Below are 22,953 nucleotides of genomic sequence, written 5' to 3' on the forward strand. Positions count from 1 at the left end.
CGCCCGACGCCAGCGCCACAACATATTGTGGGCGATTCGTGAATCGCCCCTACAAGAAACACGGCTGACCCCTTTATTGGACAGCCTCTGGAACCACGAGCACACGATTGCAGAACTTCAAATGCAGAACTTGGCCGGGTCAAATCAACAGCGCTGCGGTTAGTTGTCGTTCGGGAGAGTGCCGGTCCGCTTCAGGCTCTGCAAGTCAACTGCGGGCTTCGGGAAAGGCAGCCTCGATTCCGCGAGAGGTCACCTGCGCTTCCCCGGCTGCTTGCGAATGGAGATCGCGCCGAGGAAGGGAATCCCGTCTTCACCCACGAGACCTGTCGTGATCCTGGTGACTTCTCGCGCAGTGAGCCAGTCGATTTGGCGTCTCAGCATAAACGCCGCCTGTCCGGCCTCAATCTCTCTCACAGCCCTGCCGACAGGGCGTTGGCTGCCACGTTGATACCACTCGAGCCAGGCGAGCTGCGCCGGCAACTGGTTCGGGTTGAGAAACCCGACCGATATGAGGTCATAGGCAATTGTGTCCACCGGGTTGTCTCTCATCTCTAGGCAGCCAACAGCTTTGTGATCGACGTCGCAGGCCGCAAACCTCGCTCCCGATTGGTCGAGAGTGCCGTTGAATGCGAAGGACAGCATGTCCGGCGGCGGCATCCGGTAAGAGGCCTGCCGCAGCTTAAGAAGCGCCCTGATGTCATCACGGCTAGATATCTTCTCATCGGTCTGGCCTATGACAATAACGTGCTCATCCAGCCTGGTGTCAGGGCATTCGGCGATGTTGTCAAGCATCTCATCAATCGGAGCGAAGCGAAGCTCTCGGCCGGACAGGAGCACAGCAAAAGCCCGAACATGGTCAATAAAGATTGGCTCGCCATCCTTGACGAGTTCGAGCTTGGTTGCAACTATGGTGAGCGGCTCGGTTCCCTCGGGCAACTGATCGATGATTGTGCTGGCCAGACTCCTGGCCTTGCCTCCCAATCTGAACGGCCAGGGGAAGTCCATCGCCAGACCGAGATTGCCGGCTGCGATGAGGGCCACCAGCATAAAGACTGCAACGCTCGAGCCCCCGAGGCGCCCTCTTCTCCAGCCATATAATAGTAGAACGAGTGCTAGCACAAGTCCCCCCAGCACGAACGGAACGCTCTGGCCGCCCTGCATCACGAACGCGTAGAACGTGCCGCACGCCAGTGCGACGAGTAGGCCGATCTGAAGCAAAGTAATGCTGGAGCGGGGCCTCTCCTCGAAAGTCTTTAGGACCAAGACCAGCACAAGCGCGAATGCCACGCTGGCGGGATAGTCATGTCTATTCGCTGATCCCTGGAGAAAGGCTGGACTCAGCAAGACCAAGACTAGCAGAGCCAGAATCCGTGTTCTGGCCTGAAGCACGCATAATAGAACGAAGATCGCGCCAAGCGCCCCGAAGAAACGGTATTCAACTGGACACCAAAGGATTGTCAACAAGCCATGGACTGTCCTCAGCAAGAAACTAGGCGTGGTCTGCGGGATGTTAGTCTTAAAGGCCAGCGCAGACCTCAGCACCACGTAGCCAGCAACCAGGGCAACTGAGATCGCCACTGCAATCAGAATCCTTCTTTTCGCCCCTTCCACAGGTCTCTCGAAGGGGAGGAACCAGATAAGCCCTACAACGAGAGGCATGACCAGCGCAAACTCCTTGCTGGCGATCGCCAGTACCATAGACAGAGACAGGGCAAGCAGCGCGCCAACGCCGCCTTGACGCACGTACCTGACCGAGAACAGAATGGCTGACAGGAGAAATGCGGTGCAGATGGTAGCATTGTTGGCCGAGAGCCAGGCCACCGCCTCGAAGTTGAACCAGAAGACCGCAAACAGAAGCGAGGCGCACTGGGACCATACACGGTCGAGGCCTAGCACTCTCCGCGCAAAGACGAAAACGAGGACAGTGTTGATCAAGTGAATGAGGACGGCCACGGCGTGGTAATAGTCGATTCGTGTCCCAAACAGTGCGAATTTAAGAGCCCAAACATAATCGGCAAACGGGCGAAAGAACCTGGAGACCTTTGGCTCCAGCCCCGGTCTTTCCCCTCTGAAGAAAGAATTGATTAGCGTGTCGCCGAGCTCCTTGTCTCCGTACCCGTAGAAGACGAAGTCGTCACCGAAAAAGTCGAACTTAAGAGACGGCAAATAAAGGACGGCGAGCAATCCAAGTATCAAGAACCACAACCAGACGTGGCGAAACCTGAGCGCCTTTGTTTTGCCCAAATCGCCAAGACCTCCTTATTTGATCAAGTGACCCACCGGCGCCACTTGCGGAGCGCACTAGCGAGCAATGATAGTAACTGCCGATTCCGAGTCAAGGGCAGAGCTGGGGAGGAGTTTTCGTAATCGTGCCCGGGCCTGCTCAACTGACGGCGTTCTTCCGGCATCCCCGCAAGGGGATGAACGTGAGTAGCGGTAGGTGCAACCTACGGGTCAGGGTTAGAGGAGGAAAGGAAAACAGCCCTGAAAGGGCTGAACATAACCCTGTGGACGGGCTGTTCGACCCATTCGGGCTCGCGAGCATACCGACGTGAACGGATTCCGTAGGTCCCACCTACGGCTACTATTGTGGCCCCCCTTCGGGGAACCGAAACACACCATCACGTCAATCCTAATTCCACTTTTGCTCTTGACCAAAACCAAGAACCACAGCCAACAACACAACACTCCTTAATCAAAAAATACGAAAAGTCCTGCAGAGCTGGGCCGAAGGATCAGATTGAGCCAAGCCACTGCACTCCAAAGCACCCGCTGGGTGCAACTCACAAACCGACCAGAACCACCACGATCGCCCATTAGAATGGCTGAATAGCCTGCATACGGAACGTCCATGACTTCCAATCTTATTTCGATTGGCCGCCTCGGTCTTGACAGCGATTGACGGGGAGTGATATAGAGGTCATTTGGTTAGATTGGTCACGTCTGATGTGTTCTTGCCAACGTATCGAGGGAAAGGGTTGAATTTCTTATTAGGGATTGTCGGAACCTGTCGGGGACCAGTCCGGACTTTCTTACTTGCTCTCGTTCTCGCTAGCATGGCCGGGGGGTTGGGCTTTGCGACCCCGTCGTCCGATCTGGCGCCAGGGCCTCCTGTGAATCCCCAGGTCCGGGACAGGCCCAACGATGCTGGCTCGGCCATCGAGATTACTTGGGATGCGTCCTTCGATGACACAGACGGCCGGGGAATCGTCAGCTCCTATTCCATTTTTTGCTCTACCGAGGCTATGAGTGGTTTCGTGTGCATCGGCACGGTCGGTTCAGGCCGAAAGAGCTACAAATACGTTGACTACAAGGTTGAGGACGGCCGGCGGTACTTCTATAAGCTCGTCGCGCAGACCGGCAACGGGGCCTTCTCAGGCGCAGACGTGTTGGGCCCCGTTATGTCGTCTGCGCAGTGGTTTTACTCGAACCGCCTGACCATGTTGGTTGCGCTGATCATTGTCTCGGCCTCGGTCCTGGTCTTCATATCGAGGGCTCGTTCGGGCAAGGAGCTCTATATTAGGCCGATAGCCGGGCTTCAGGCGGTTGACGAGGCGGTAGGCCGTGCGACCGAGATGGGCCGGCCAGTCCTATACATACCCGGCATCATGGACATGGACGACGTCCAGACGATAGCCGGTGTGGCGATTCTTGGTCGGGTGGCCAGAAAGACAGCGGAATACGAGACCCCGCTTTCCGTCCCAGTGTCGCGCTCTGTGGTGATGTCAGCCGCACAGGAGACCGTAAAGGAGGCCTACTGGGACATGGGCAAACTAGAGGCCTACCATCCCGACATGGTCCGTTACATAACAGATGACCAGTTCGGCTTTGCAGCAGGCGTCGATGGCATCATGCTTCGCGAGAAGCCGGCCACCATCTTCTTTCTGGGCGCGTTCTACGCGGAGTCCTTGATACTTGCCGAGACAGGCCACTCCATTGGCGCGATACAGATAGCCGGGACGGCGATGACTTCGCAGCTGCCCTTCTTCGTAACGGCGTGTGATTACACCCTAATCGGTGAGGAGCTGTTTGCGGCCGGGGCCTATTTGACGGAGGACCCGCGGCTTATGGGCAGCCTGAAGGGCCAGGACGTCGTCAAGGGGCTTGCCATAGCGTTCATCATTGTGGGCTCGATTCTCGAGTTGTCGGGCATTCACTGGCTGACAAAACTTCTGGTAGTCAACTGAGAGAGGCCGGTTCATGAGGCGAGAGATACCACTGATCATCACGTTCATTTGCGGCGCTACGATGGTGGTTCAGTTCTTCATTCCGCATGACCCGTTCGACGGTATGAAGGCCTATTTCCAGAATTCATATATGGTCATAGCTGGGTTTGCGATGATTCTGGGCATCTGCAACCTAACGATGCTGCACCTCAAGAAAGTCCGGGACAAGAGGCCCAAATGGGGTTACAGCATCGTGCTCATGGCCGGTCTGGTCGGCATTGCGGTCCCTGGGTTTTTCTTTGGAGGGATCGAGGAGAAGACTCTGTTTGATTTCATTTTCCAGAACGCCCTTGTCCCTATGCAATCGACGATGTTCGCTTTATTGGCGTTTTTCGTCGCCTCGGCCTCGTATCGCGCGTTTCGTGCGAGAACAGTTGATGCCGCCCTTCTTCTTGTGGCCGGTTTTCTTGTGATGCTCGGTCGGGTGCCGCTCGGGGATAGCCTGACTTGGTTCATGCCTGAGGGTTTCAGGATGTCGGACCTCGCCAACTGGATCATGGCGGTTCCGAATACGGCTGGCCAGCGGGCGATCATGATGGGTGCGGCCTTGGGCATTGTCGCTACTTCTTTGAGGGTGATTCTGGGAATAGAAAGGAGCTATCTCGGCGGTGGATAGTGTGCCAACGAAGCCCCGGCGCTCTCTGGTCGATAGGCTCAAAGATATCGATCGCCGGGTGATCTTCGTCTTCATAGCGGTTGCGGTGATCATCCCTATGGTCTGGCCGATTGGACTGTCTTTGAAGGCCAGCCCGCCTTCGAGGGCGCTGTTCCGCGAGGTTGAAAGCCTGCCGCGAGGCTCGGTTGTGCTGATGGCGTTCGATTACGACCCGGCGACAGAGATCGAGCTCGGCCCGATGTGCCTGGCTTTTCTTAAGCAGTGTTTCCGCAAAGGTCTGAAAGTAGTTGGACTTGCGCTTTGGCCGCAAGGAGCCCAGCTTGCGCGGGCCTCGTTCTCGGAGGCCGCCAAGGGGTACAACGTGAGATATGGCGTGGATTACGTGAATCTCGGGTTCAAGGCCGGTGGGATCGTCGTGATCGACTCTCTGGGCAAGGACTTTAGGGAGAGCTTCCCCGTCGATGTAGATGGCAGGCCTCTTTCCGATCTGCCGCTGATGAAGAAGGTCAAAAACTTCGCCGACATCGATTTCGTTATGGCCCTTTCTGCCGGGGACCCCGGGCTCCCGTTCTGGATAATGATTGCTCAGGGCCGCTTTGGGAGAAAAGTTGGTGGGGGCTGCACCGCTGTCTCAGCGCCCATGCTCTATCCGTATTTCCCGAACCAGCTTGTTGGCCTGTTGGGAGGCATGAAGGGCGCAGCCGAATACGAGCTCTTAGTTGGGGAGAAGGGCCCTGCAACTAGAGGTATGGATGCGCAGTCGATTGCGCACGCCGCGATCGTGTTCTTTATTATTATTGGTAACGTGTTCTTCTTTATCAGCAAGCGCAAACAGAAGCTTATGGGGGCCAGAGCTTGACCCTCGAGACGTTTGACACGACGTTCGGCCTTTGGATAGGCGCTCTGCTTACGCTGTGCATTTTCAGCTTTTTATACAAGGACAACCCCTTCTACAGGTTCGCTGAGCACCTCTTCGTGGGTGTCTCGGCCGGCTATTGGCTCGTCTATAATTATTGGAATATCGTCAAGCCGAACCTGATCGATCCGCTGGCGGCAAGGCGGTGGCAATACCTGCTTCCGTTGGCGCTCGGCATATTCATGCTCACCAGGCTGTGTCCGAAGATCGGGTGGCTCTCTAGATGGCCGATTGCGTTCATGATCGGCTCCGGGTCCGGCCTGATGGTCATCACCTATTTACAGTCGAACTTCCTGGAGCAGATAAAATCAACACTGGTTCCGCTTGACCCGAGTGGACAGCCCTGGTATGTTCTCGCCAACAATCTGATCCTTCTAGTAGGTGTTGTATCTGGACTTGTTTATTTCTTCTTCTCAAAGGCTCATACGGGTGTTACTGGTGGCGTTGCTCGGATCGGTATCGTGTTTCTCATGGTGTCCTTTGGCGCCTCGTTTGGATACACGGTCATGGCGCGTATTTCTCTGCTGATCGGAAGGTTGTATTTCTTGCTACATAAGTGCGCAGGTTTCATATAAGGTGCGGATGTTGACAAGGGCTTCGGTGTCATTTGCCGGCAGGCGATTGCTGCACCTCTCGATGTGTGTGCTGGCCGGGTCACTGGTCTTATGTTGCCAAGCGCTCTGTCAGTCGCCCCCGTCGGACACACCTCCCTTCCCAGCTACGAATCTTGTCGCCAAGGACACGCCGGATGATGACGGTGGTTCGATCACCCTCTCCTGGACACTTTCGGCCGACGATAGCGGTGGCAAAAACGACGTCATAGGATACGAGGTCCGGCGCTCAAAGGACCCCAATGGCCCGTTTGAGACGGTGAAGTCGGTGTCAAAAGGCACTTCCGGGGTCACGGACGAAAGCAAAGTCGAGAACGACGCAGGTTATTACTATCAGGTTGTAACGAAGGACGTTGGGAGCGAGACTCCCTCCACTGTCTTTGGGCCGATTCAGGCGGGAGTTCAGTGGTTCAACCTCGGGCGATTGAACACTCTGATCGTCACGCTCATTTATATAACACTGCTGCTCTATTTCATCGTTCAGGCCAAGAAAGGCGCGAAGCTCTTCATTCGTAGGATTGCCGGCCTCGATGCACTCGAGGAGGCGGTTGGCCGAGCGACGGAGATGGGCAAGCCTATTCTCTACGTGCCGGGCATTAGCACCATCAGTGACGTCGCGACGATAGCGTCGCTCAACATCCTGTCGGGAGTGGCCAGGACTGTCGCGGAATACGACACGAGAATAATCGTGCCGAACTACGACCCGATTGTTATGACTGTGGCTCAGGAGGTTGTTAGGGAGGGATTCCTGGCGGCAGGTAAGCCGGAAGCCTACAACGAGCAGGACGTGTTCTACGTCACCTCGAGCCAGTTTCCCTTTGTCGCTGCGGTTGACGGGATCATGGTCCGTGAGAGGCCCGCAACGAATCTCTTTATTGGGATGTTCTTTGCCGAGTCGCTAATTCTTGCCGAGACAGGCGCATCGACCGGAGCGATCCAGATAGCCGGCACCGACGCAGTCGCGCAGCTCCCGTTCTTCATAGCCGCGTGCGATTACACCCTCATCGGCGAGGAGCTCTACGCGGCGAGCGCATATCTCAGCCGAGCTCCACTTCTTCTGGGCAGTTTGAAGGGTCAGGACTGGATGAAGATGTTTCTCATCGGCTGTATATTGATAGGCCTAATTACCTTGAATGCCGGATATGATGGGTTCAAGAGTTTGTTTGATATTCCTTTAACGATCTTTAGATAAGGTGCCCAGCTCGTTATGGTGTCAGTCGGGATGAATACCACGAGAGTCAACAGATGAGAAGGCAGGTCCCGCTCTTAATCTGCTTTGTCGCCGGAATCGTGATGCTGGCTCAGAGCTTTATTCCGCCGCTGACCTGGTTCTATACTAATGCCCTTGCCTGGGCGAGAATCATTGCGTGCATTGCGCTGTTTATTGGGCTGATAAGCCTTGTTCGGCTGCACACAACGAAGATCAAGCGAAAGTCCGCCAATTGGCAATTCAGCATGATAACCCTGTGTGCTTTGGGCTACATGATGCTTGCGGGCCTTCTGACTCGCTACGGTTTTTTCATCTGGCTGCACGGCAAATGTGTCTCAGGTTCGACAGGCGACGGGTTTGTTACCGTGCTCGAGAACGCTTTCAACTTCCAGGACATCTTCCTGAACGTTCAGATACCGATTCAGGCCACCATGTTCTCGCTGCTCGCATTCTACATCGCCTCGGCAGCGTTTCGCGCGTTCAGGGCCAGAACCCTTGAGGCGACGCTTCTTCTGATTGCGGCCACAATCGTGATGCTGGGCCGGGTGCCCATAGGCCAGATGATTCCGGGGATATCGGAGATCACGACGTGGATTCTCGACGTGCCGAACACGGCCGCAAAGCGCGGGATCATGATCGGTGTTGGCTTGGGCATGACCTCAACGGCCCTGAAGATCATGCTGGGGATTGAGCGCACTTATTTGGGCATGAAAGACTGAGAGAAGGTTGATTTCATGAGCTTCTGGCGTTTCTTACTCAGGATGGATAGACGAATAGTCTTCATTCTGGTTGCGCTGGCTGTGATCGCGCCGCTAATAGCGCCGCTCAATCTTCCGATCAGCGTTAGTAAGCCAGTAAGGAATCTTCATCGGGCAGTAGACCAGGTCCCGGCCGGGGGCCGACCGATTCTCGTCTCTGTTGATTATGATCCATCCACCGTGCCTGAGCTTCGACCTATGACACTTGCGGTTCTGAGGCATTGCTTGAAAAGAGGCGTGCCGGTGATCGTGTTGAATCTTTACCCAACGGGATCAGGCCTCGCCAGAGACGCAGTCGAGACCGTTGGGAAGGAGTTCCCTGGCTCGTCATACGGCAAGGATTACGTGTACATGGGCTATAAGCCGGGAGTAACTTTGGTGATGATGGGAATCGGAGAGGACTTTCACGACACCTTTCCAACAGACGGCTATGGGAGGCAGAGCTCTGACCTGGAAATGCTCAATGGTGTCAAGAACTATGATGACATCGCTTTGATGATCGATTTCACTGGCAGCGCCGCTTATGAGGCCTGGATCATGTTTGCGCACCAGAAATACGGATGTGATGTAGGCGCTGGAGTCACCGCGGTCATGGCAAGCGACGCCTATCCGTATCTGAATTCGGGGCAGTTAGTGGGGCTGCTGGGTGGCCTCAGTGGGGCAGCTGAATACGAGCAGCTCATCGATTGGCCCGGGAATGCTACCATTGGCATGGACGCCCAATCGGTCGTTCATATCCTGATCATCATCCTGATCGCTCTCGGTAATATAGCCTATTTCGCAACGAGGCGCCAAGGACAAACCGCTCAGGCCGCCGGTCGAGAACGGGCGGGGGGTTCGTAGTATGACTGGCATGGAACTCTTCTGGGCCTGGGTTGCGGCATATCTTACGCTCAGCATCTACTCGTTCCTATATAAGGACAACGTTTTCTATAAGATCGCTGAACACCTCGTCGTCGGCGTATCTGTCGGCTATATCTTCACAATCAACTGGTTTCAGGGCTTACATCCCTACCTCTTCGAGCCCCTCAGCAAATCTGGTGAAGAACCGATCAACCTCCTTCGGCTGATCCCCTTTGCCCTGGGTCTTCTGTTTCTTCTCAGGATCAGCCGGAAATACAACTGGCTGAGTCGATTCACGATCGCACTTGTAATGGGAATAGGCTGTGGCACCGCAATTCCTTACACTATTGAGGCCAGGCTCATTGAGCAGACCAAGGCCTCAATGATAAACCTCTTTGACCAGCCGAGCCTTTGGGCTGGCGTCTGTAGCTTCATTATTCTCGCGGGAACGATCGCGACGCTCGTTTTCTTTTTCTTCTCAAAGGAGCATAAGGGCGTTCTCGGTGGGACCGCAAGAGTCGGCGTCGTTTTCATTATGGTCGGCTTCGGCGCCTCGTTTGGCTACACAGTCATGGCCCGTGTCTCGCTTCTGATTGGCCGGCTCAACTTCCTCATCAACGACTGGGGCAAAGGCACCTACCACTTCATTTTCGGGTAGAACGCTTCTGAGCTGACGCTTAGGGTGTGGCAGTTTTGCCATCAGGCTATCACTACAAGGTGCTTTGGATGAGTGATTCAGGGCTGCATATTGGCCAATGCGCCTGCTTCGGTTCATCGGTTTTGATTGACATGGCAGCAGGAGTTGGGCATATTTTATGTGGTTGGTTTGAGGCAATTGGGAACCCTGAGCGCTAATTAGGTAGTCTGGAGGAGTTGATGGCGGAGATAGTGTGCCCTAATTGCAGGGTTAAGGTTCCGTTGAAGGAGTCTGGTGAGGGTCCTCCCCAAGAAATCGTCGAGTGTCCCGGCTGCGGGATGCTGATCGATCTCAGGGAGTTGGTGCGGCATCAGGACGAGCAGGATGTGGCGGCGGAGTGGCATGATATCAAGCAGAGGCGTAGGAAGGAACTCAACACCATTCTAGTCATCGCCCTCCTAGCGGCAGTTATCGCCGGCATCATTATTTATGTGTATTGCATTCTAAATCCATAGCCCAAGACCGGTCTTTCTGTTGGGGGCGCTCCTTTCGTCCGTTGTCATTTCTTTGTCGAGGAAGTCGTTTGCTGAGGAGTAAGGGAGTTTGAGACCGCTATTCGATTTCGTCAGCAGCATAGTAACGGTTGTATTCGGCACCATTCCGCTTCGGGATGTGATCTGTCTCATTTTTATTCTTGTAACGGTTGCGTTTGTGGTCAAAGCTCTTCGGACCAAGGGGCTTGCCAGAGACACCCGGCGGTGGTGGTGGCATTTTCTTGTTGTTACGTCGCTTTTTTTCGGGAGCGAGTTGTTCCGGACGGGCAGGCGCTTTCTCCGGCCGGAGAGCGCAGTTGCGGACGTGTTCTATCTTCTGAACTACCTGACGATGGCGCTCGGGTGCATAATGCTTCTTGTTCTCATTTTCTGGTCGTACAGACGGCTAAACATATTTCAGTGATGTAGCTCTTAAGAAATGGAAGTCCCACTTTTCATAAAGGTTGCTCAGTTTGCGAGTGCGCTGAGCATATTCTCTGCGATAATCGTCTGCCTCGTCAATTTCGTGATGACGGGGAGGTCTGGGCGCGTTTGGCTGTTGCTGACGGGCGCCCTGGCGGCGGAGTTCTTGGTCGTTTTCAGGGACATCGTGGACATCTGGGTTGGGTTTGGTCCCTTTGCCGCCGTCTTTGCCAGATTTGATTACATAAGCTTGGCCTTCACGTTCTTGTTCGCGGTTGCTGCGCACCAGTTCATTTCCTACAAGCAAGACGAGCTTCTGAGGGCGTTCGGGGCTTCTCAGACGGCCAAGCGGATTTTAGAGTCGTCGCTTGGGGCAATGGGCGACAGGTTTGATGTTATTGGGCCCGATTTTCGCGTCATCTATTCCAACATTGCCTCGAGCGATCTGTCTCATCCCAAAGACGATCCTGGCGCGAAGAGCGCCGAAGGTCCGAGCGTCAGCGCACAGCTTGCCCTTGCCACCTTTAAGAGCGGGCTGCTCTCTCGAGGCGAGGAAGTTTCTGAGGACGGGGACGGGGCAAAGCGAGTTCTAGATATCGTCGTGTCCCCGGTTATTTCAGGAGACGGCCAAGTATTGGCCTGTGTTCGAGTGGCGCGCGACATAACCGAGATAAAGCAAATGCAGAGGGCCATAAAGGACGTCAATGTGAAGCTAGAGGAGAACGTTCGCGAAAGGACGGTTCAGCTCGAGAATGCGCTTGAGCAGCTAGGTCGCACGCATGAACATCTCTTGCAGTCAGAGAAGCTGGCTGCGCTGGGCAAGATAGCGGCTGGTCTGACGCACAACATCGCCAATCCGCTCTCGGTGCTTGGGCCGAAGCTCAAGCTTTTTGGGGACTATTTCTGGCATGTAGATAATATTTTCCGCGGATATCGAGCGCTTCATGATTTGGATGATCCGGAGGTCATCAAACAACGACTGGGGCTTATCGCGCAGGAGTCTCGAGAGGGTAGGGGCATTGACTATTATCTGCGCAAGTTGAATAGATTCGTCGTGCCATGCGTCAAGGAAGTGCACAAGATCGAGAAGATCGTTCAGGACCTCGTTGACTACTCGAGGATGCAGAAGCCAGAGGTCGAGCCGGTGCAGATCAATGACCAGTTGAGGCTAGTAACTTCGCTTTTGGATTATGAGTTTAGGGGCTCAAAAATACGCCTTGAAACACGTTATTACGAGGGATTGCCAGAGGTTGAGTGTTACGCCGCGGAGGTCAACCAGGTGATAACCAATCTTCTCATCAATAGTATCGAGGCGGTTTCGACGAAGCGGAGGCAGGACCCAGATTTCGAGCCTGTGATCAAGATCACGACTCAGGGGGAGGATTCTGTTGTCAAGATAAGCATTGAGGATAACGGAGTCGGCGTTGAAACGGATGATTCGACGAAGGTTTTCGACCCGTTCTTCACGACTAAGCCGGTTGGCGGGGGAGTGGGCCTTGGGCTTTCAGTTTCGGCGGGAATAATCGAGAAGCATGGAGGTAGCATCGAGCTGAGTTCAAAGCCTGGCGAGTACTCCAGGTTCGTGATCACGCTCCCAATAGAGTTGAGTTAGGGCGTAACAGGCGGCTGATAGGCGCATTGGTAGGTAAGCGGTGGGCTGAAGCTGGGGGTTAGGCGAGAGCATTAGGCGTTGGTTCAACGAGCTGGTCGATTCACTTTGATATACACGGTTGACATGTGTGAAGGTCTCCTCTATATTCTCAAGTCTTAATGTTTGGTTCAATGACGAGTTTTAGGCGCCTCGCATAATAGCGTTGTTTGCGGCGCATCTTGCGTGGTGGATTATATTGTGGATTCTTGTTTTTAGGGTTTGTGGGAAGTTGCTCTCTTGCTGGAGCCTGTTTAGATAGTCAATAAAGGAGGAAGGCAATGCTAAAGCGGGGATGGTTCTTACGATCCGCCGTCGGGCTTTGCGCTCTCGTAATGTTGTTCGGTGCAAGTGGTGCCTCGGCGTCGTCAAGGGGCGATCAGATAGCACCCGAGACCTACATAATGGGTAGCGGTAACGAGGTTTATGAGCCCTATTTCGATGATGACTTTAACGGACGTTATGATCCTGGCGAGCCGTTCGTTGACATCAACAGAAATGGGCTTTGGGACGTGAACGTCTTCGTCCCGGAGGGCGGTGTAGTAACTTCAAAGCACGTGATGTTCTGTTACTCTGCGGTTGACAACTCCATCACGGACGGGCTCGAGAAGGACAACAACGTCGGGAAGATGGGATTCTCGTATTTCAACCCGTTCACCAGCACTTGGTCGTCGTTTGCCAATCAGTTGTATTGTGTTCTCGAGGTTCCCGAGTCCGTGCTCGTGCAGCCGGTCCCGAACTATGACGTTTCTTACACGTTCAAGGTGCGGGCGAAGGACCCTTCAGGCAACATCGATCCTGACCCGGCCACCAGAACGTTTTACGTGGGCGTTGGATACTTGGGCACGGTGACGAGCGTTGGTGCTGAGACCATAGTTGACAAGAGTGCTGCTTGGTCGGATCAGGCATTGGTTGGCCTGTATGTAAACCCTAATATCGAGCAGACTCAGACGTTTCTCATCGTCGGGAATACGCTTAACGTCATATATGTTGAAGAAGGCGCTCAACTCCAGTCGATAGCAAACGCCGGGGATAGGTTCTGGGTTATTTACCCGATGCTGACCCCACCGAGGCTGGGCGTGAAGAATATCGCCACTCGTGATTCCCTTTCGAGGGTAGTGGTAGGGACCGGTAACGAGGTCGAACTCAGCTGGTCAGAGGTCGCCGCAGGTTTCGAGGCGCAGGTTTCTTACGATGTTTATCGAAATGGCGTTTGTATAGCGGCCAACTATTCCTCCACGACGTTTACCGATCCGGATAACGCGGAGCCTGGCACGCCAAACCCGTTGAACGGGCAGACATACAAGTATCAGGTTGAGGCGAACGTTCAGACCTCGATCATGACTTACAAGACGCTTCGTTCAAACGAGGTGGATGTCTCGCCGATCGATCTCACAGTAACGTCGAACGATATTCTGACGGTCTCGCCTGGGAACGTAACGATGGGTCAGGATACAAACGAGGTCGTTTTTGTTCTGGAGAACACGACGAAGACCAAGCCGGTGGACTGGTCCATTTATGCGGACGTGTATTATTGGGACCCCAGGGGGGTGCGGATGTTCGGCCAATATCTCTGGGCTGGCCGCTTCACCAATGCGAAGATAGTCGCCGAGGAGGGTGGTTTGGCCAACGCAAAGGCGCAGGTGGGGCTGATTGACACGACTGCGAGTTGGGAGCCGAACGAGCTCGTTGGCAAACAGATCACGATAGCGGAGCGCTTCCATGATTTGAATGGTAACGGTCGTTATGAGTGGCATGATGACAACGGCGATGGCGTTTGGGACTACGGTGAGGGCGAGAAGGATGCCAGCGGAGAAGGCCAATTCGGTCGCATTGAGTATGACGATTTCGTGATAACGTCCAACGATCGCACGAGCCTGACGGTTGACCGGGACCCGACTAGGATTGGCCGCAATTCGGAGGGCCAGGTGGCCAATAGCTCTGGCGCAGGTTCCTATTACTACATTCGTGATTGGTTCCCGATGTCTGCGATCTCGTTCTCGCGTGTGACGGGGCAGGTGCTGATGGAGCCGCAGACGTTTAAGATGGAGCTCGACAGGGGCCGGCTTCCTGCGGGCTGGTTCATCGTTTATCTTTACGTGGAGCAGAACGGTCGAGACCCCTATCCTGGCAACAGCAACCCACTTGACCCGATTGTGTGTGTGGTGACGATCCAAAACGGGAATCCGCTCTCGATCTCGCGCGTCATAGGCGTGCCATACGAGGCCCCGGGATGGGGCAGCGATCCTGCGGCCAGCACGGACGGCGTAGCGAAGGATACCGTTACGCTCGCTTTCAATCTGACTGACAACGCGACGGACTTCAGGGGTGGTCTCTTCCCGAGGCACAAGTCGTTTGCCTATTGGGCTGCTTCGGGTACTCTGGCGGACCAGGTCGGCGAGATGTTTGTGGGATGTTTTCTTAATCCGGACGTTTCCGATCTTGCTTACTGGGCGGGCGGGGCTATGGTCGAGGACAGGCCTCCGCAGGCGTATCGCATCGAGTCCTATACGGTCCAAGGTGGTTTATTAGCTGTGCCTCAATCGACTCTGGTGCAGCTCGAGCTTCCGGCCAGCAGCAACGGGCATATCGGCGTTGACAGGAGGGACTATCCGCCTCCGGAGGACCTTGGCCTGCTGGGGGGTACTGCGCCGATTGACTACACGGTTTACAGGCCTTGGGGCACCGGTTCGGACCAGGCGCCGAGCTCTGATCAGATGGGTCTGGACCGTTGCTGGACGTATCAGGGAAACGATCCCGGTGATCCCAACGGTTACACGGCGGGGCTGCCGAGAACAAGGGGTCAGTGGACCGCCGGGGACGAGGTTATGGTCAGGCTTAACAACAGCGCGATTCGTCCCGGGGTCTATGGTATCGATCCAGATGTTGTTGCGACTGCCAAGGGCGACTACAACGATGTCCTGGACTATTGGTGGCGCCCGCTTCTGGTGCACGAAACCACCCCGTTTGAGAACGGTGTGCTCACCGGTAGCGTCCGTGATTACTACATTGAGCCAGCAGGGGACGTTGCCTGGAAGGGTTGTAGATATCAGATCGTTACTGGAAGCGCCGCCGACGAAGACGCGGGGATTCTGAGAGAGAGTTGTCACATCACAGACGATTCGGCGTTCGTTGGCTCTGCCATAGCGCTCGACCCGGTCGGCCAGATGGGTGCTCTGAACGCAGGAGAGCATTACTTCATCACTCAGGCCTATAACCCGGAGCCGTTTTATTCCTCTACTTGGGTTCGGAGCTGGAAAGATTTCAAGGCTGGCCTGACGCCTGATCAACCGCCTCCGCCGTCGGCGCCGCATTTTGTTGGCGGGTCGATAACTTGTGAGTGCCAGCCGCCTCCAGGAGCGTTCGACGCCGGCACTCCATATAAGGACGTCAACCACAACTGCACATACGATGCTAATCCGACCCTGACGTTCCTTTCCGCGGACATTACCGAGGGCGGAACAGCCTCATTCAACAGTTTCGTTATCTACGACAGCGACGGCGACGACTCCGTTACAGGCAAGGCGAGGCGCTGGAGCGTTTCGCCTTCCAGGCACACCATACTTGAGCCGAGGATTCCGGGCGACACAACCGGCCGTGCGGAGTGCAATGACCCTGACGTTTGGGCGAGCGGCATGGCAATGGGGAGCTACCCGCTTCTCGTGAATGGCGATGGGGAGCCTTACTGGGACTCCAACGGCAACGGCATCTACGACGGAGCAGACACGCTCTACCTTGAGCCGCCTATGACCAACCGGGACCCCAGGAGTTGGAAGTCGAACTATTTGCCTGATGACCTCGAATCTCAGGACCTTTACTGTGTCATTGAGCCCGGCGAGGTCGTTACAGGTTATCTGATCTTGACCAACAAGAGCGTAAGAGACGCACTCAGCGTTTCTGCCCTCATATCAGAGTATGACCCGTATGTAACGCTTATCGGAAACAACCTGACGATGTTCGACAACGTCCCGAGCGGCAGGACGCTGATCGCGGTTCCGCCCGGGTCCGGTCTCACCGCGCAGGAGGCGGAGCGATACGCTTTCAAGTTCAGGGTCTCCGAGCAGGTCCCCTGCTACACGAATGGTTACGACGTAACGTTCTACACCAAGGTGTTCGACAGTTGGGGTGGCGATTCCTATGATGATTCGTTTAGGGTGAAGCTCTTCAGGATCGATCAGCCGACTGTTATGCCTCCTGTGATTGATGACGATAGGTATGGCTACAGCGGAACAAGCATTTACAGTAACGGCGATGGCGTCATGCAGGCTGGGGAGCGAATTGAGCTCTTAATAAGGCTGCGTAACGAGAGCTGCTTGCCGATCGGCAACAACGGCCCGACGGGCCAGCTGATAGCGCAGATGTCGGTCGACAACCCCTTGGTTACGCTCGCCGGCGGCGGCCAGCTTATTTCGGGCGCTGCGAGGAACTATTTGAGCATACTGCCCGGGGACGAGGGGACGCCGTTCGATGCTGAACCAGAGTTCGAGGTCCAGATTGCCAATAACTATGATGGCTCGCCAATCCCGTTCGAGCTGACAATGACGGGCGCGGTTACCTACGGGTCGGCTCCTCCTCCGGCGGCTGAGTACGTATCGCCTTGTCTCTATACGTGGCGGACATCGTTCTGCGAGAACCCTAAGATCTATGGGGTCGTTCATTACAACAAGCTCTCAGGAGATTCTACCGCGCTTCTGACGAGCACACTGATTGACGAAAACGCGCTCTTTGTGCCGGGCAGCCTTTCTGGATTGAAGCTTAACCCGAACACCAACCAGTCCAAGACATTTGAGATAATCAGCAACGCGGTAACGAGCATCACCGTGGATGGCAATCTTCGGACAGTGGCGAAGGTCGGCGACCCGTATGAGGTGGTCAGAGATGCGTCTAACGTAATGCTTAACCCTGGCGAGACGGTTGAGGTCGTCATGACTGCGGCTCCGGGGCAGATCGCAAGCTTCAACTTCGAGAAGGTTAATCGCAATAGGATTTCTGGCTCCGTCAGTGCCGTCATGGGGGACACGATCATAGACCTGACAGCGGACTTCGAGATCGGCTCGCTCGCGGGTCTGAAGCTCCTTATCAACGGCACCGATGTTTACCATATCATAGGTAACTCCACGAACGTCATTGTTCTGGACCGCAACGTGGCGGGTCAGATCAACATGGGCGACGGCTACCAAACGTATGGTTTTGCGAGCGTGCAGAGATTCTTCGAGAGCAATATCCGGATGTTCGACGATGGTATGCACAAGGACGGCGCGGCGGGCGACGGTGTTTATGTCGGAACATATACTGTCAAAGAGGGGGATGACATTCTTGCGGACGTTGTTGGTTATCTTGAGGACACAAGCAGTGGTAACGTAGGGCACGTTTATGCCTCTAAGCCTTTGATGATTGACATCTCTCTGCCTGAAGCGCCTCAGGGCGTTAGGGCTACGATCACGACGGTTCAGCTAGGTAATGCGATAAGGCTTGATTGGGACATAAACCGTGAGCGTGACTTTCAGTATTGCACAGATGCGGGCTATGCGATCTTCAGAACAGATGATCCGAGCCAGATTCCGAGAGAGCCGGTTGAGACTCTCAATTGGGCCACCGATACGTCCGCCTCGTTGATCTTCAATATTGGTCCTCCGGAGGCATTCACGGATGCGAACGGCAATGGGACGTGGGACCTAGGCGAGGTGTTCAAGGACTGGAACGGCAACGGCATCTACGATCCTGGGCCGTATTGGGTGGATAGCACAGCTGTGCAGCCTGGCGTAACCTATTACTACTTCATAAAGGCCATCGATGCCTATGGCAACAGCAGCGATTACTCGAAAGTAGTTGGCATAACGCTTTACTCTGCGATGAACCTGGGCATTGACAAGATGCCGGACAGATGGGAGGAGCAGTATGGCCTTAAGTCGACGGTTGACGACACCTACAACGACGACCTCGATTATGATAATGATGGTCTGACCAACTATGAGGAGTTCCTGCTTCACACCAATCCAACTGACCCAGACACTGACAAGGACGGCGAATGCGACGGCTCTGAATACGATAGAACTGACGATCCGGTCTCGGCGATCAACCCCAGGGACGAGTCTCTAGGATTTGACGTGAGGCCGGGCGGCTATGCCGGTATTTCCTCCTACGTAACGCCAGAGTCGGACACCCAGTTCTGGTTTGTTGATGAACACGCAGGCTGGGTCGTTCATCAATATCAAGGCAAGGTCCTCTACGGAGGCAACAGCAGCAGCTTTGAGATAATCGACAACACCCAAACGGCGCTGTTAGTAAGCGGTGATCCCGATCGAACAAAGCTCGCTACACCTGACTATTACTGGATAGACGGTGCGAAACATGTCGACCCAGATACTGGGATCACTGCCAAGATATCCTCGGTTTATGGGATTGATCCGCGGACGATCTCAATGAGCATAAACGGCAGCGAGGTTCCCTGGGAAGACCTTGTCATAGCGCCGTGTTACACGAAAACCTACGGTGATTTTGTTGCTGACGAGCTCTCGGAGTGTTGGGTGGTTGACACCTATAATGACAGGATTCTGGAGCTGGGCGGGGAGACGATGAATGAGGTCTCCAGGATAGCGGGGCGCGGTTTCTACAGGCCGGAAGGGCTTGCGATCGATCCCACAACCAAGACGTTGTGGGTGGCCGATACGGGCAACAACGAGGTTGTCAAGCTCAAGATGCTCTCGTCGCTTTCGGGCACCTGGACCAGCGTTCAGGCGGATCTGACTGGCTCGACGACACTAACCGACAACACGGCCAACTGGACGCCCGGAGCGCTCGTTGGCTATTCGGTGAACCCCAGCACCGCTCAGCCATTCCCCCAGTGGTATGAGATAGCGAGTAATACATCCACATCACTGACGGTCAGTAGCCTCGTAACTGCCACGCCAGGCGACAGCTACGTGATCAACTACTACGAGGCCCAGGAGGAGTGCCGGATCGTTGGATTTGACGGCCCGACTAGCCTGGCTGTTGATTGGGTCAGAGGTAACTGTTGGGTAACTGACACCGGCAATGATCGTGTTTTGCGGCTGGCGAAAGATATCGAGAGTTATGGGACGGTCTATGACCTCGCGGTCTCCGTTGGCTACCATACTGCGATTGGCGGTGCTGATGGCGTCGAGAGTCCTTTTTCTGCGCCTCGTCACATAGCAGTAAACAGCTATCCGTTTCCGCTGGCAGAGGAAGGTGCGTGCTGGGTTGCTGACACAGGGAACGGTGATGTTGTGAAACTATCTGCCGGCGGTACCGCGATACTCAAGAGAATACACGGTTTTGACCGCCCGTCGTGCATTGCGGTTGATTACTATCAAGGGGCGATCTGGGTTGCCGACAGTGGGAATGACCGCGTGGTCAAGCTTCTGAGCGATGTCCCTGACGGCTACGACGTGAACGTCAGGAACTATCCCGAGATGGATATCAAGGTGAATCTGGACCCCGACAGCTATCCGACTGGCGTTGCGGTGAACCACGTCACCGGCGAGGCATGGGCGGCGCTTTCAGGGACCGGTCAGGTGGTCAAGATTGCGCCTGACGGCACGGTGGAGGCTACGGTCAATGGCTTCGTCTCGCCTGCCAAGGTGAGCGTAGCGTCGTTAAGAGACCTTGGGGGCCACGTGGGGCAGTGCTGGGTCGCTGATTCGGACGCCGATATGGTTTACAAGATAGACCCGGAGGTCCCCGACGGCTACAACCTCTTCACAGACGCCGGCTACATCCAGCGGACGGCGACAGGCTCCGTGCTGATGCCCTCGTATGTCCTGGTCAATTCGGGCGGTGTGCAGGCTGGCTACGGCGTTCAGTACCAGCCGGACCAGCAGTTTGGATATGGGCAGGTAGTTGACGTCGAGATCCAGGCAACAGACCTGTTCTTGTCAAAGAGGGACGGTCTGGGCAACCACGGCTCGGCCTCGTTCGTGTTCACCACCGTGGAGCGGGATACTTCGGCGCCGTTCCTGGCGAATCAGGTCCCGCCCAAGAACTCGCATAACGGCAGCGTTTACGGGCCAGTCGAGTTTGATGTGCTCGATACCGGCACTGGCGTTGACGGCGACACGGTGCAGATGTACGTCAACGGTGGGCTGATATTCAGTGGCGTAGGCGGGGATGTGTCTGGTGTGTCAACGGTCCCGAAGTATGACGAGGATGAGAAGGCTTCGGGCTACGCGATTGCCTATCAGCCATCTCCACGATTTGGGTATTACGAGAAAGTAACGGTTAAGGTTATTGCAGCTGACTTTGCTTTCCCAGAGCCCAATCGCAGCATCCTTGAGTACTCGTTCTATACCGAGATTGACGCCGATCCGCCCATGGTCTATGAGGGTTCTGAGCGGCCGAGCGTGGGCCAAGAGGACGTTGACCCCAACGTCGAGTCGGTGAGCGTCATCGTTTTCGATACTAAGAGTGGGGTGGACCCGGACTCGATTGAAGTAACTATCGATGGGAAGCCGGTCGCCTGGGATGCTCTGACGCTTGAGCCGTGGATGCATCCTGATGGATACGTTGGCTACCGCATAATCGCCCCGATCGGGCAGACGCTTACATACGATCAGGACCTTACCGTGTGCGTACGAGCGGCCGACCTTGGCGGCGACGAGGTTACGGGTCCGAATTGGATGGAGACATATTGTTGGAGTTTCAAGACCAACCCCGACGCCAACAAACCTTATTTCACGAATCTGCACCCCGATAGGGGTGAGACGGGCGTCAGGCCTAACACTGATGTCTCTTTCGACGTCCTTGACGATGAGGAGGGCGTTAGCGCAAGCTCCATCTCAATGCGCATCAAGCCGCTCGATCAATGGATGGACGTCGATCAGCAGATGATGACAATTATGCCGATCAGTCAGGGCTTCTCGGTGATGTATCAGCCGACAGGGGACTTCTCGCCCAACACAATAGTGGATGTCGAGCTTGGCGCAAGCGACCTTGCTGCGCCGGCCAATACGAAGACCGAAAGCTATAGGTTCACGCTTGAGGACACTGTCCCGCCGACCTACAGCACGGTCAACTTCGCGCCGAGGCCTGGCTCGCAAGAAGTCGCGATTGACACAGTCGTCTCGCTCGTGGTGAAGGATGAGCCGAACCCCGAGGCCGGCATCGAGTTCAACTCAGGCATCGATGAGACTTCCGTTGTGATGTCGTTCAATAATCAGCCTCAGGCCAATGTACAGGTTACCTGGGTGATGGCGCCGTATGTGGCGATCATCAAATGCCAGGCGAGCTTTGAGCACTGCGAGAGCGTCACGGTCAGAGCTGAGTGTAGAGACCTCGAGGGCAACAGCATGGTGCCGGCGATGTGGAGCTTCAAGACGGCTGGCTGCTACTCCAGAATGCGGGTTCCGGAGACGCTCGAGTTCAACAGAACTCCAAAGGACGGCGGCCCGGATGTCCAAACGCTCTTGATCCAGAACATTGGCTACCAGGTCCTGACGGTCAGCAAGATCGACATAGTGAGCGGTGTGCCACACTTCTCGCTGCCGGCGACGCTCACCCTGCCGCTTCAGATCGATGGTCAGGACAGCTACAGCCTGGACGTGTCGTTCTCGCCGAAGAAGTACGGCGACGTCAACGGCCGGATAGTTTTCACGGTGGAGGGGGACGACGGCGATGCGCCGCCACCGTCCTATACAGACCTTATCGGCAGCGCTGGCTACCCACCTGTTGTTAAGATCGTTACGCTTGAGTATAGCGAGATCTCGAGCGCGAGAGGTGGGCCGTTCAAGGCTTTTGCGGAGGTCGGCGATCCGGAGGGCGATGACGATATTTCCCGCGTTGAGATAAAGATCCAGGGTGATGATTTCGGGCCGATTGACTGGGGCATGATGAACGACGAGGGTGTGGTTGGCGACATGGTCGCCGGAGACGGCGTGTATTCCTTCCAGTACACGTTCGAGGGATTCGTTCCGCCCGGTGACTATATAGTAACGGTCAATGTGGTTGACAGCATTGGTTATGAGAGCACGCCTTGGCCATATCTCAGGGTTGATGAGTATAGTAGCTTCACAGGCACGCCGTCTGATGGCTACTTGGCGTTTAATCATAACACGACCTCGATCGTCGATCAGATGGGCTCCACCCGTGCCATAGTAGATATTCCAGCCAAGCGCGGGACCAGAACCAAGGCCGCGCCTTCGGACGTGCAGCGGCCGTGGATAAGGGCGGCAGGCTTCGGCGGCTGGGAGTACACTTTCCTGACGACGCAGGGCGGCAGACTCATGGTCTATGCGAGAGTCCGCAACGACGAGAGCGCCATGGGCAGGCTCGGTTGGGGACGCATTGACAGTGTGGAGCTTCTGCTTCCCAACGGCGAGCCAATAATGGACGGCCTGTTCCTGAAGGATGACGAGGCAACTGGCGTCTATGGTGATGTGGCCCAAGACGGCACTTTCGTCTTGAAGTTGGATGATCTCAGCGTGGACCTTCAGGCTGGAGACTACATACTCAAGCTGGTTGCTACGGACATTTACGGTAATGAGAGTTTGGTTTGGCCATACTTCCACGTCGAGTAA

13 protein-coding genes are annotated in these 22,953 nt (G+C 55.3%); 12 read left to right on the forward strand and 1 reads right to left on the reverse strand.

Going from position 1 to position 22,953, the window contains the following annotated elements; genetic code table 11:
• Positions 1 to 249 precede the first annotated feature (249 nt).
• A complete protein-coding gene (locus tag VM163_06850) occupies positions 250 to 2,244 on the reverse strand; it encodes a glycosyltransferase family 39 protein (protein ID HUT03590.1) in 1,995 nt (664 codons plus the stop codon).
• 734 nt (positions 2,245 to 2,978) lie between these two features.
• Between VM163_06850 and VM163_06855 the strand changes: the two genes are divergently transcribed.
• From VM163_06855 to VM163_06910, 12 genes are all read left to right on the forward strand, one after another.
• Positions 2,979 to 4,187 carry a fibronectin type III domain-containing protein gene (locus tag VM163_06855; protein ID HUT03591.1) on the forward strand — a complete coding sequence of 403 codons (1,209 nt, stop codon included), beginning with the start codon at positions 2,979 to 2,981 and terminating at the stop codon, positions 4,185 to 4,187.
• Positions 4,188 to 4,200: 13 nt separating this feature from the next.
• Entirely contained in the window at positions 4,201 to 4,842 is a 642-nt protein-coding gene (locus VM163_06860) for a hypothetical protein (GenBank protein HUT03592.1), read from the forward strand.
• A complete protein-coding gene (locus VM163_06865) occupies positions 4,835 to 5,701 on the forward strand; it encodes a hypothetical protein (protein ID HUT03593.1) in 867 nt (288 codons plus the stop codon). Before VM163_06860 ends, VM163_06865 begins: the two co-directional genes overlap by 8 nt.
• Positions 5,698 to 6,333 (forward strand): hypothetical protein, encoded by a 636-nt coding sequence (locus VM163_06870; GenBank protein ID HUT03594.1) that lies wholly within the window; start codon positions 5,698 to 5,700, stop codon positions 6,331 to 6,333. The genes VM163_06865 and VM163_06870 overlap by 4 nt, the downstream gene beginning before the upstream one ends.
• A 7-nt stretch (positions 6,334 to 6,340) precedes the next feature.
• Positions 6,341 to 7,561: a fibronectin type III domain-containing protein gene (locus VM163_06875; GenBank protein HUT03595.1), complete on the forward strand. Its 1,221-nt coding sequence runs from the start codon at positions 6,341 to 6,343 to the stop codon at positions 7,559 to 7,561.
• 53 nt (positions 7,562 to 7,614) lie between these two features.
• Complete coding sequence (locus VM163_06880; GenBank protein ID HUT03596.1) at positions 7,615 to 8,298, forward strand: hypothetical protein; 684 nt, start codon at positions 7,615 to 7,617, stop codon at positions 8,296 to 8,298.
• Between the two features lie 15 nt (positions 8,299 to 8,313).
• Positions 8,314 to 9,180, forward strand: a complete 867-nt coding sequence (locus VM163_06885) for a hypothetical protein (protein HUT03597.1) — start codon at positions 8,314 to 8,316, stop codon at positions 9,178 to 9,180.
• 1 nt (position 9,181) lies between these two features.
• Complete coding sequence (locus tag VM163_06890) at positions 9,182 to 9,838, forward strand: hypothetical protein (GenBank protein ID HUT03598.1); 657 nt, start codon at positions 9,182 to 9,184, stop codon at positions 9,836 to 9,838.
• 218 nt (positions 9,839 to 10,056) lie between these two features.
• A complete protein-coding gene (locus VM163_06895) occupies positions 10,057 to 10,332 on the forward strand; it encodes a hypothetical protein (GenBank protein HUT03599.1) in 276 nt (91 codons plus the stop codon).
• Between the two features lie 88 nt (positions 10,333 to 10,420).
• Entirely contained in the window at positions 10,421 to 10,774 is a 354-nt protein-coding gene (locus VM163_06900; protein HUT03600.1) for a hypothetical protein, read from the forward strand.
• Between the two features lie 15 nt (positions 10,775 to 10,789).
• On the forward strand, positions 10,790 to 12,385 hold the full coding sequence (locus VM163_06905; protein ID HUT03601.1) for an ATP-binding protein: 1,596 nt from the start codon (positions 10,790 to 10,792) through the stop codon (positions 12,383 to 12,385).
• 317 nt (positions 12,386 to 12,702) lie between these two features.
• Positions 12,703 to 22,953 (forward strand): choice-of-anchor X domain-containing protein, encoded by a 10,251-nt coding sequence (locus VM163_06910; protein HUT03602.1) that lies wholly within the window; start codon positions 12,703 to 12,705, stop codon positions 22,951 to 22,953.

The organism is bacterium (genome assembly GCA_035527515.1).
GTDB lineage: Bacteria > B130-G9 > B130-G9 > B130-G9 > B130-G9 > B130-G9.

What these genes read in the sequence shown, in the direction of transcription:
- VM163_06875 (HUT03595.1), top strand. Translation starts at nt 6,341, where the DNA reads ATGTTGACAAGGGCTTCGGTGTCATTTGCCGGCAGGCGATTGCTGCAC.
- VM163_06910 (HUT03602.1), top strand. Translation starts at nt 12,703, where the DNA reads ATGCTAAAGCGGGGATGGTTCTTACGATCCGCCGTCGGGCTTTGCGCT.
- VM163_06880 (HUT03596.1), top strand. Translation starts at nt 7,615, where the DNA reads ATGAGAAGGCAGGTCCCGCTCTTAATCTGCTTTGTCGCCGGAATCGTG.
- VM163_06905 (HUT03601.1), top strand. Translation starts at nt 10,790, where the DNA reads ATGGAAGTCCCACTTTTCATAAAGGTTGCTCAGTTTGCGAGTGCGCTG.
- VM163_06860 (HUT03592.1), top strand. Translation starts at nt 4,201, where the DNA reads ATGAGGCGAGAGATACCACTGATCATCACGTTCATTTGCGGCGCTACG.
- VM163_06885 (HUT03597.1), top strand. Translation starts at nt 8,314, where the DNA reads ATGAGCTTCTGGCGTTTCTTACTCAGGATGGATAGACGAATAGTCTTC.
- VM163_06890 (HUT03598.1), top strand. Translation starts at nt 9,182, where the DNA reads ATGACTGGCATGGAACTCTTCTGGGCCTGGGTTGCGGCATATCTTACG.
- VM163_06895 (HUT03599.1), top strand. Translation starts at nt 10,057, where the DNA reads ATGGCGGAGATAGTGTGCCCTAATTGCAGGGTTAAGGTTCCGTTGAAG.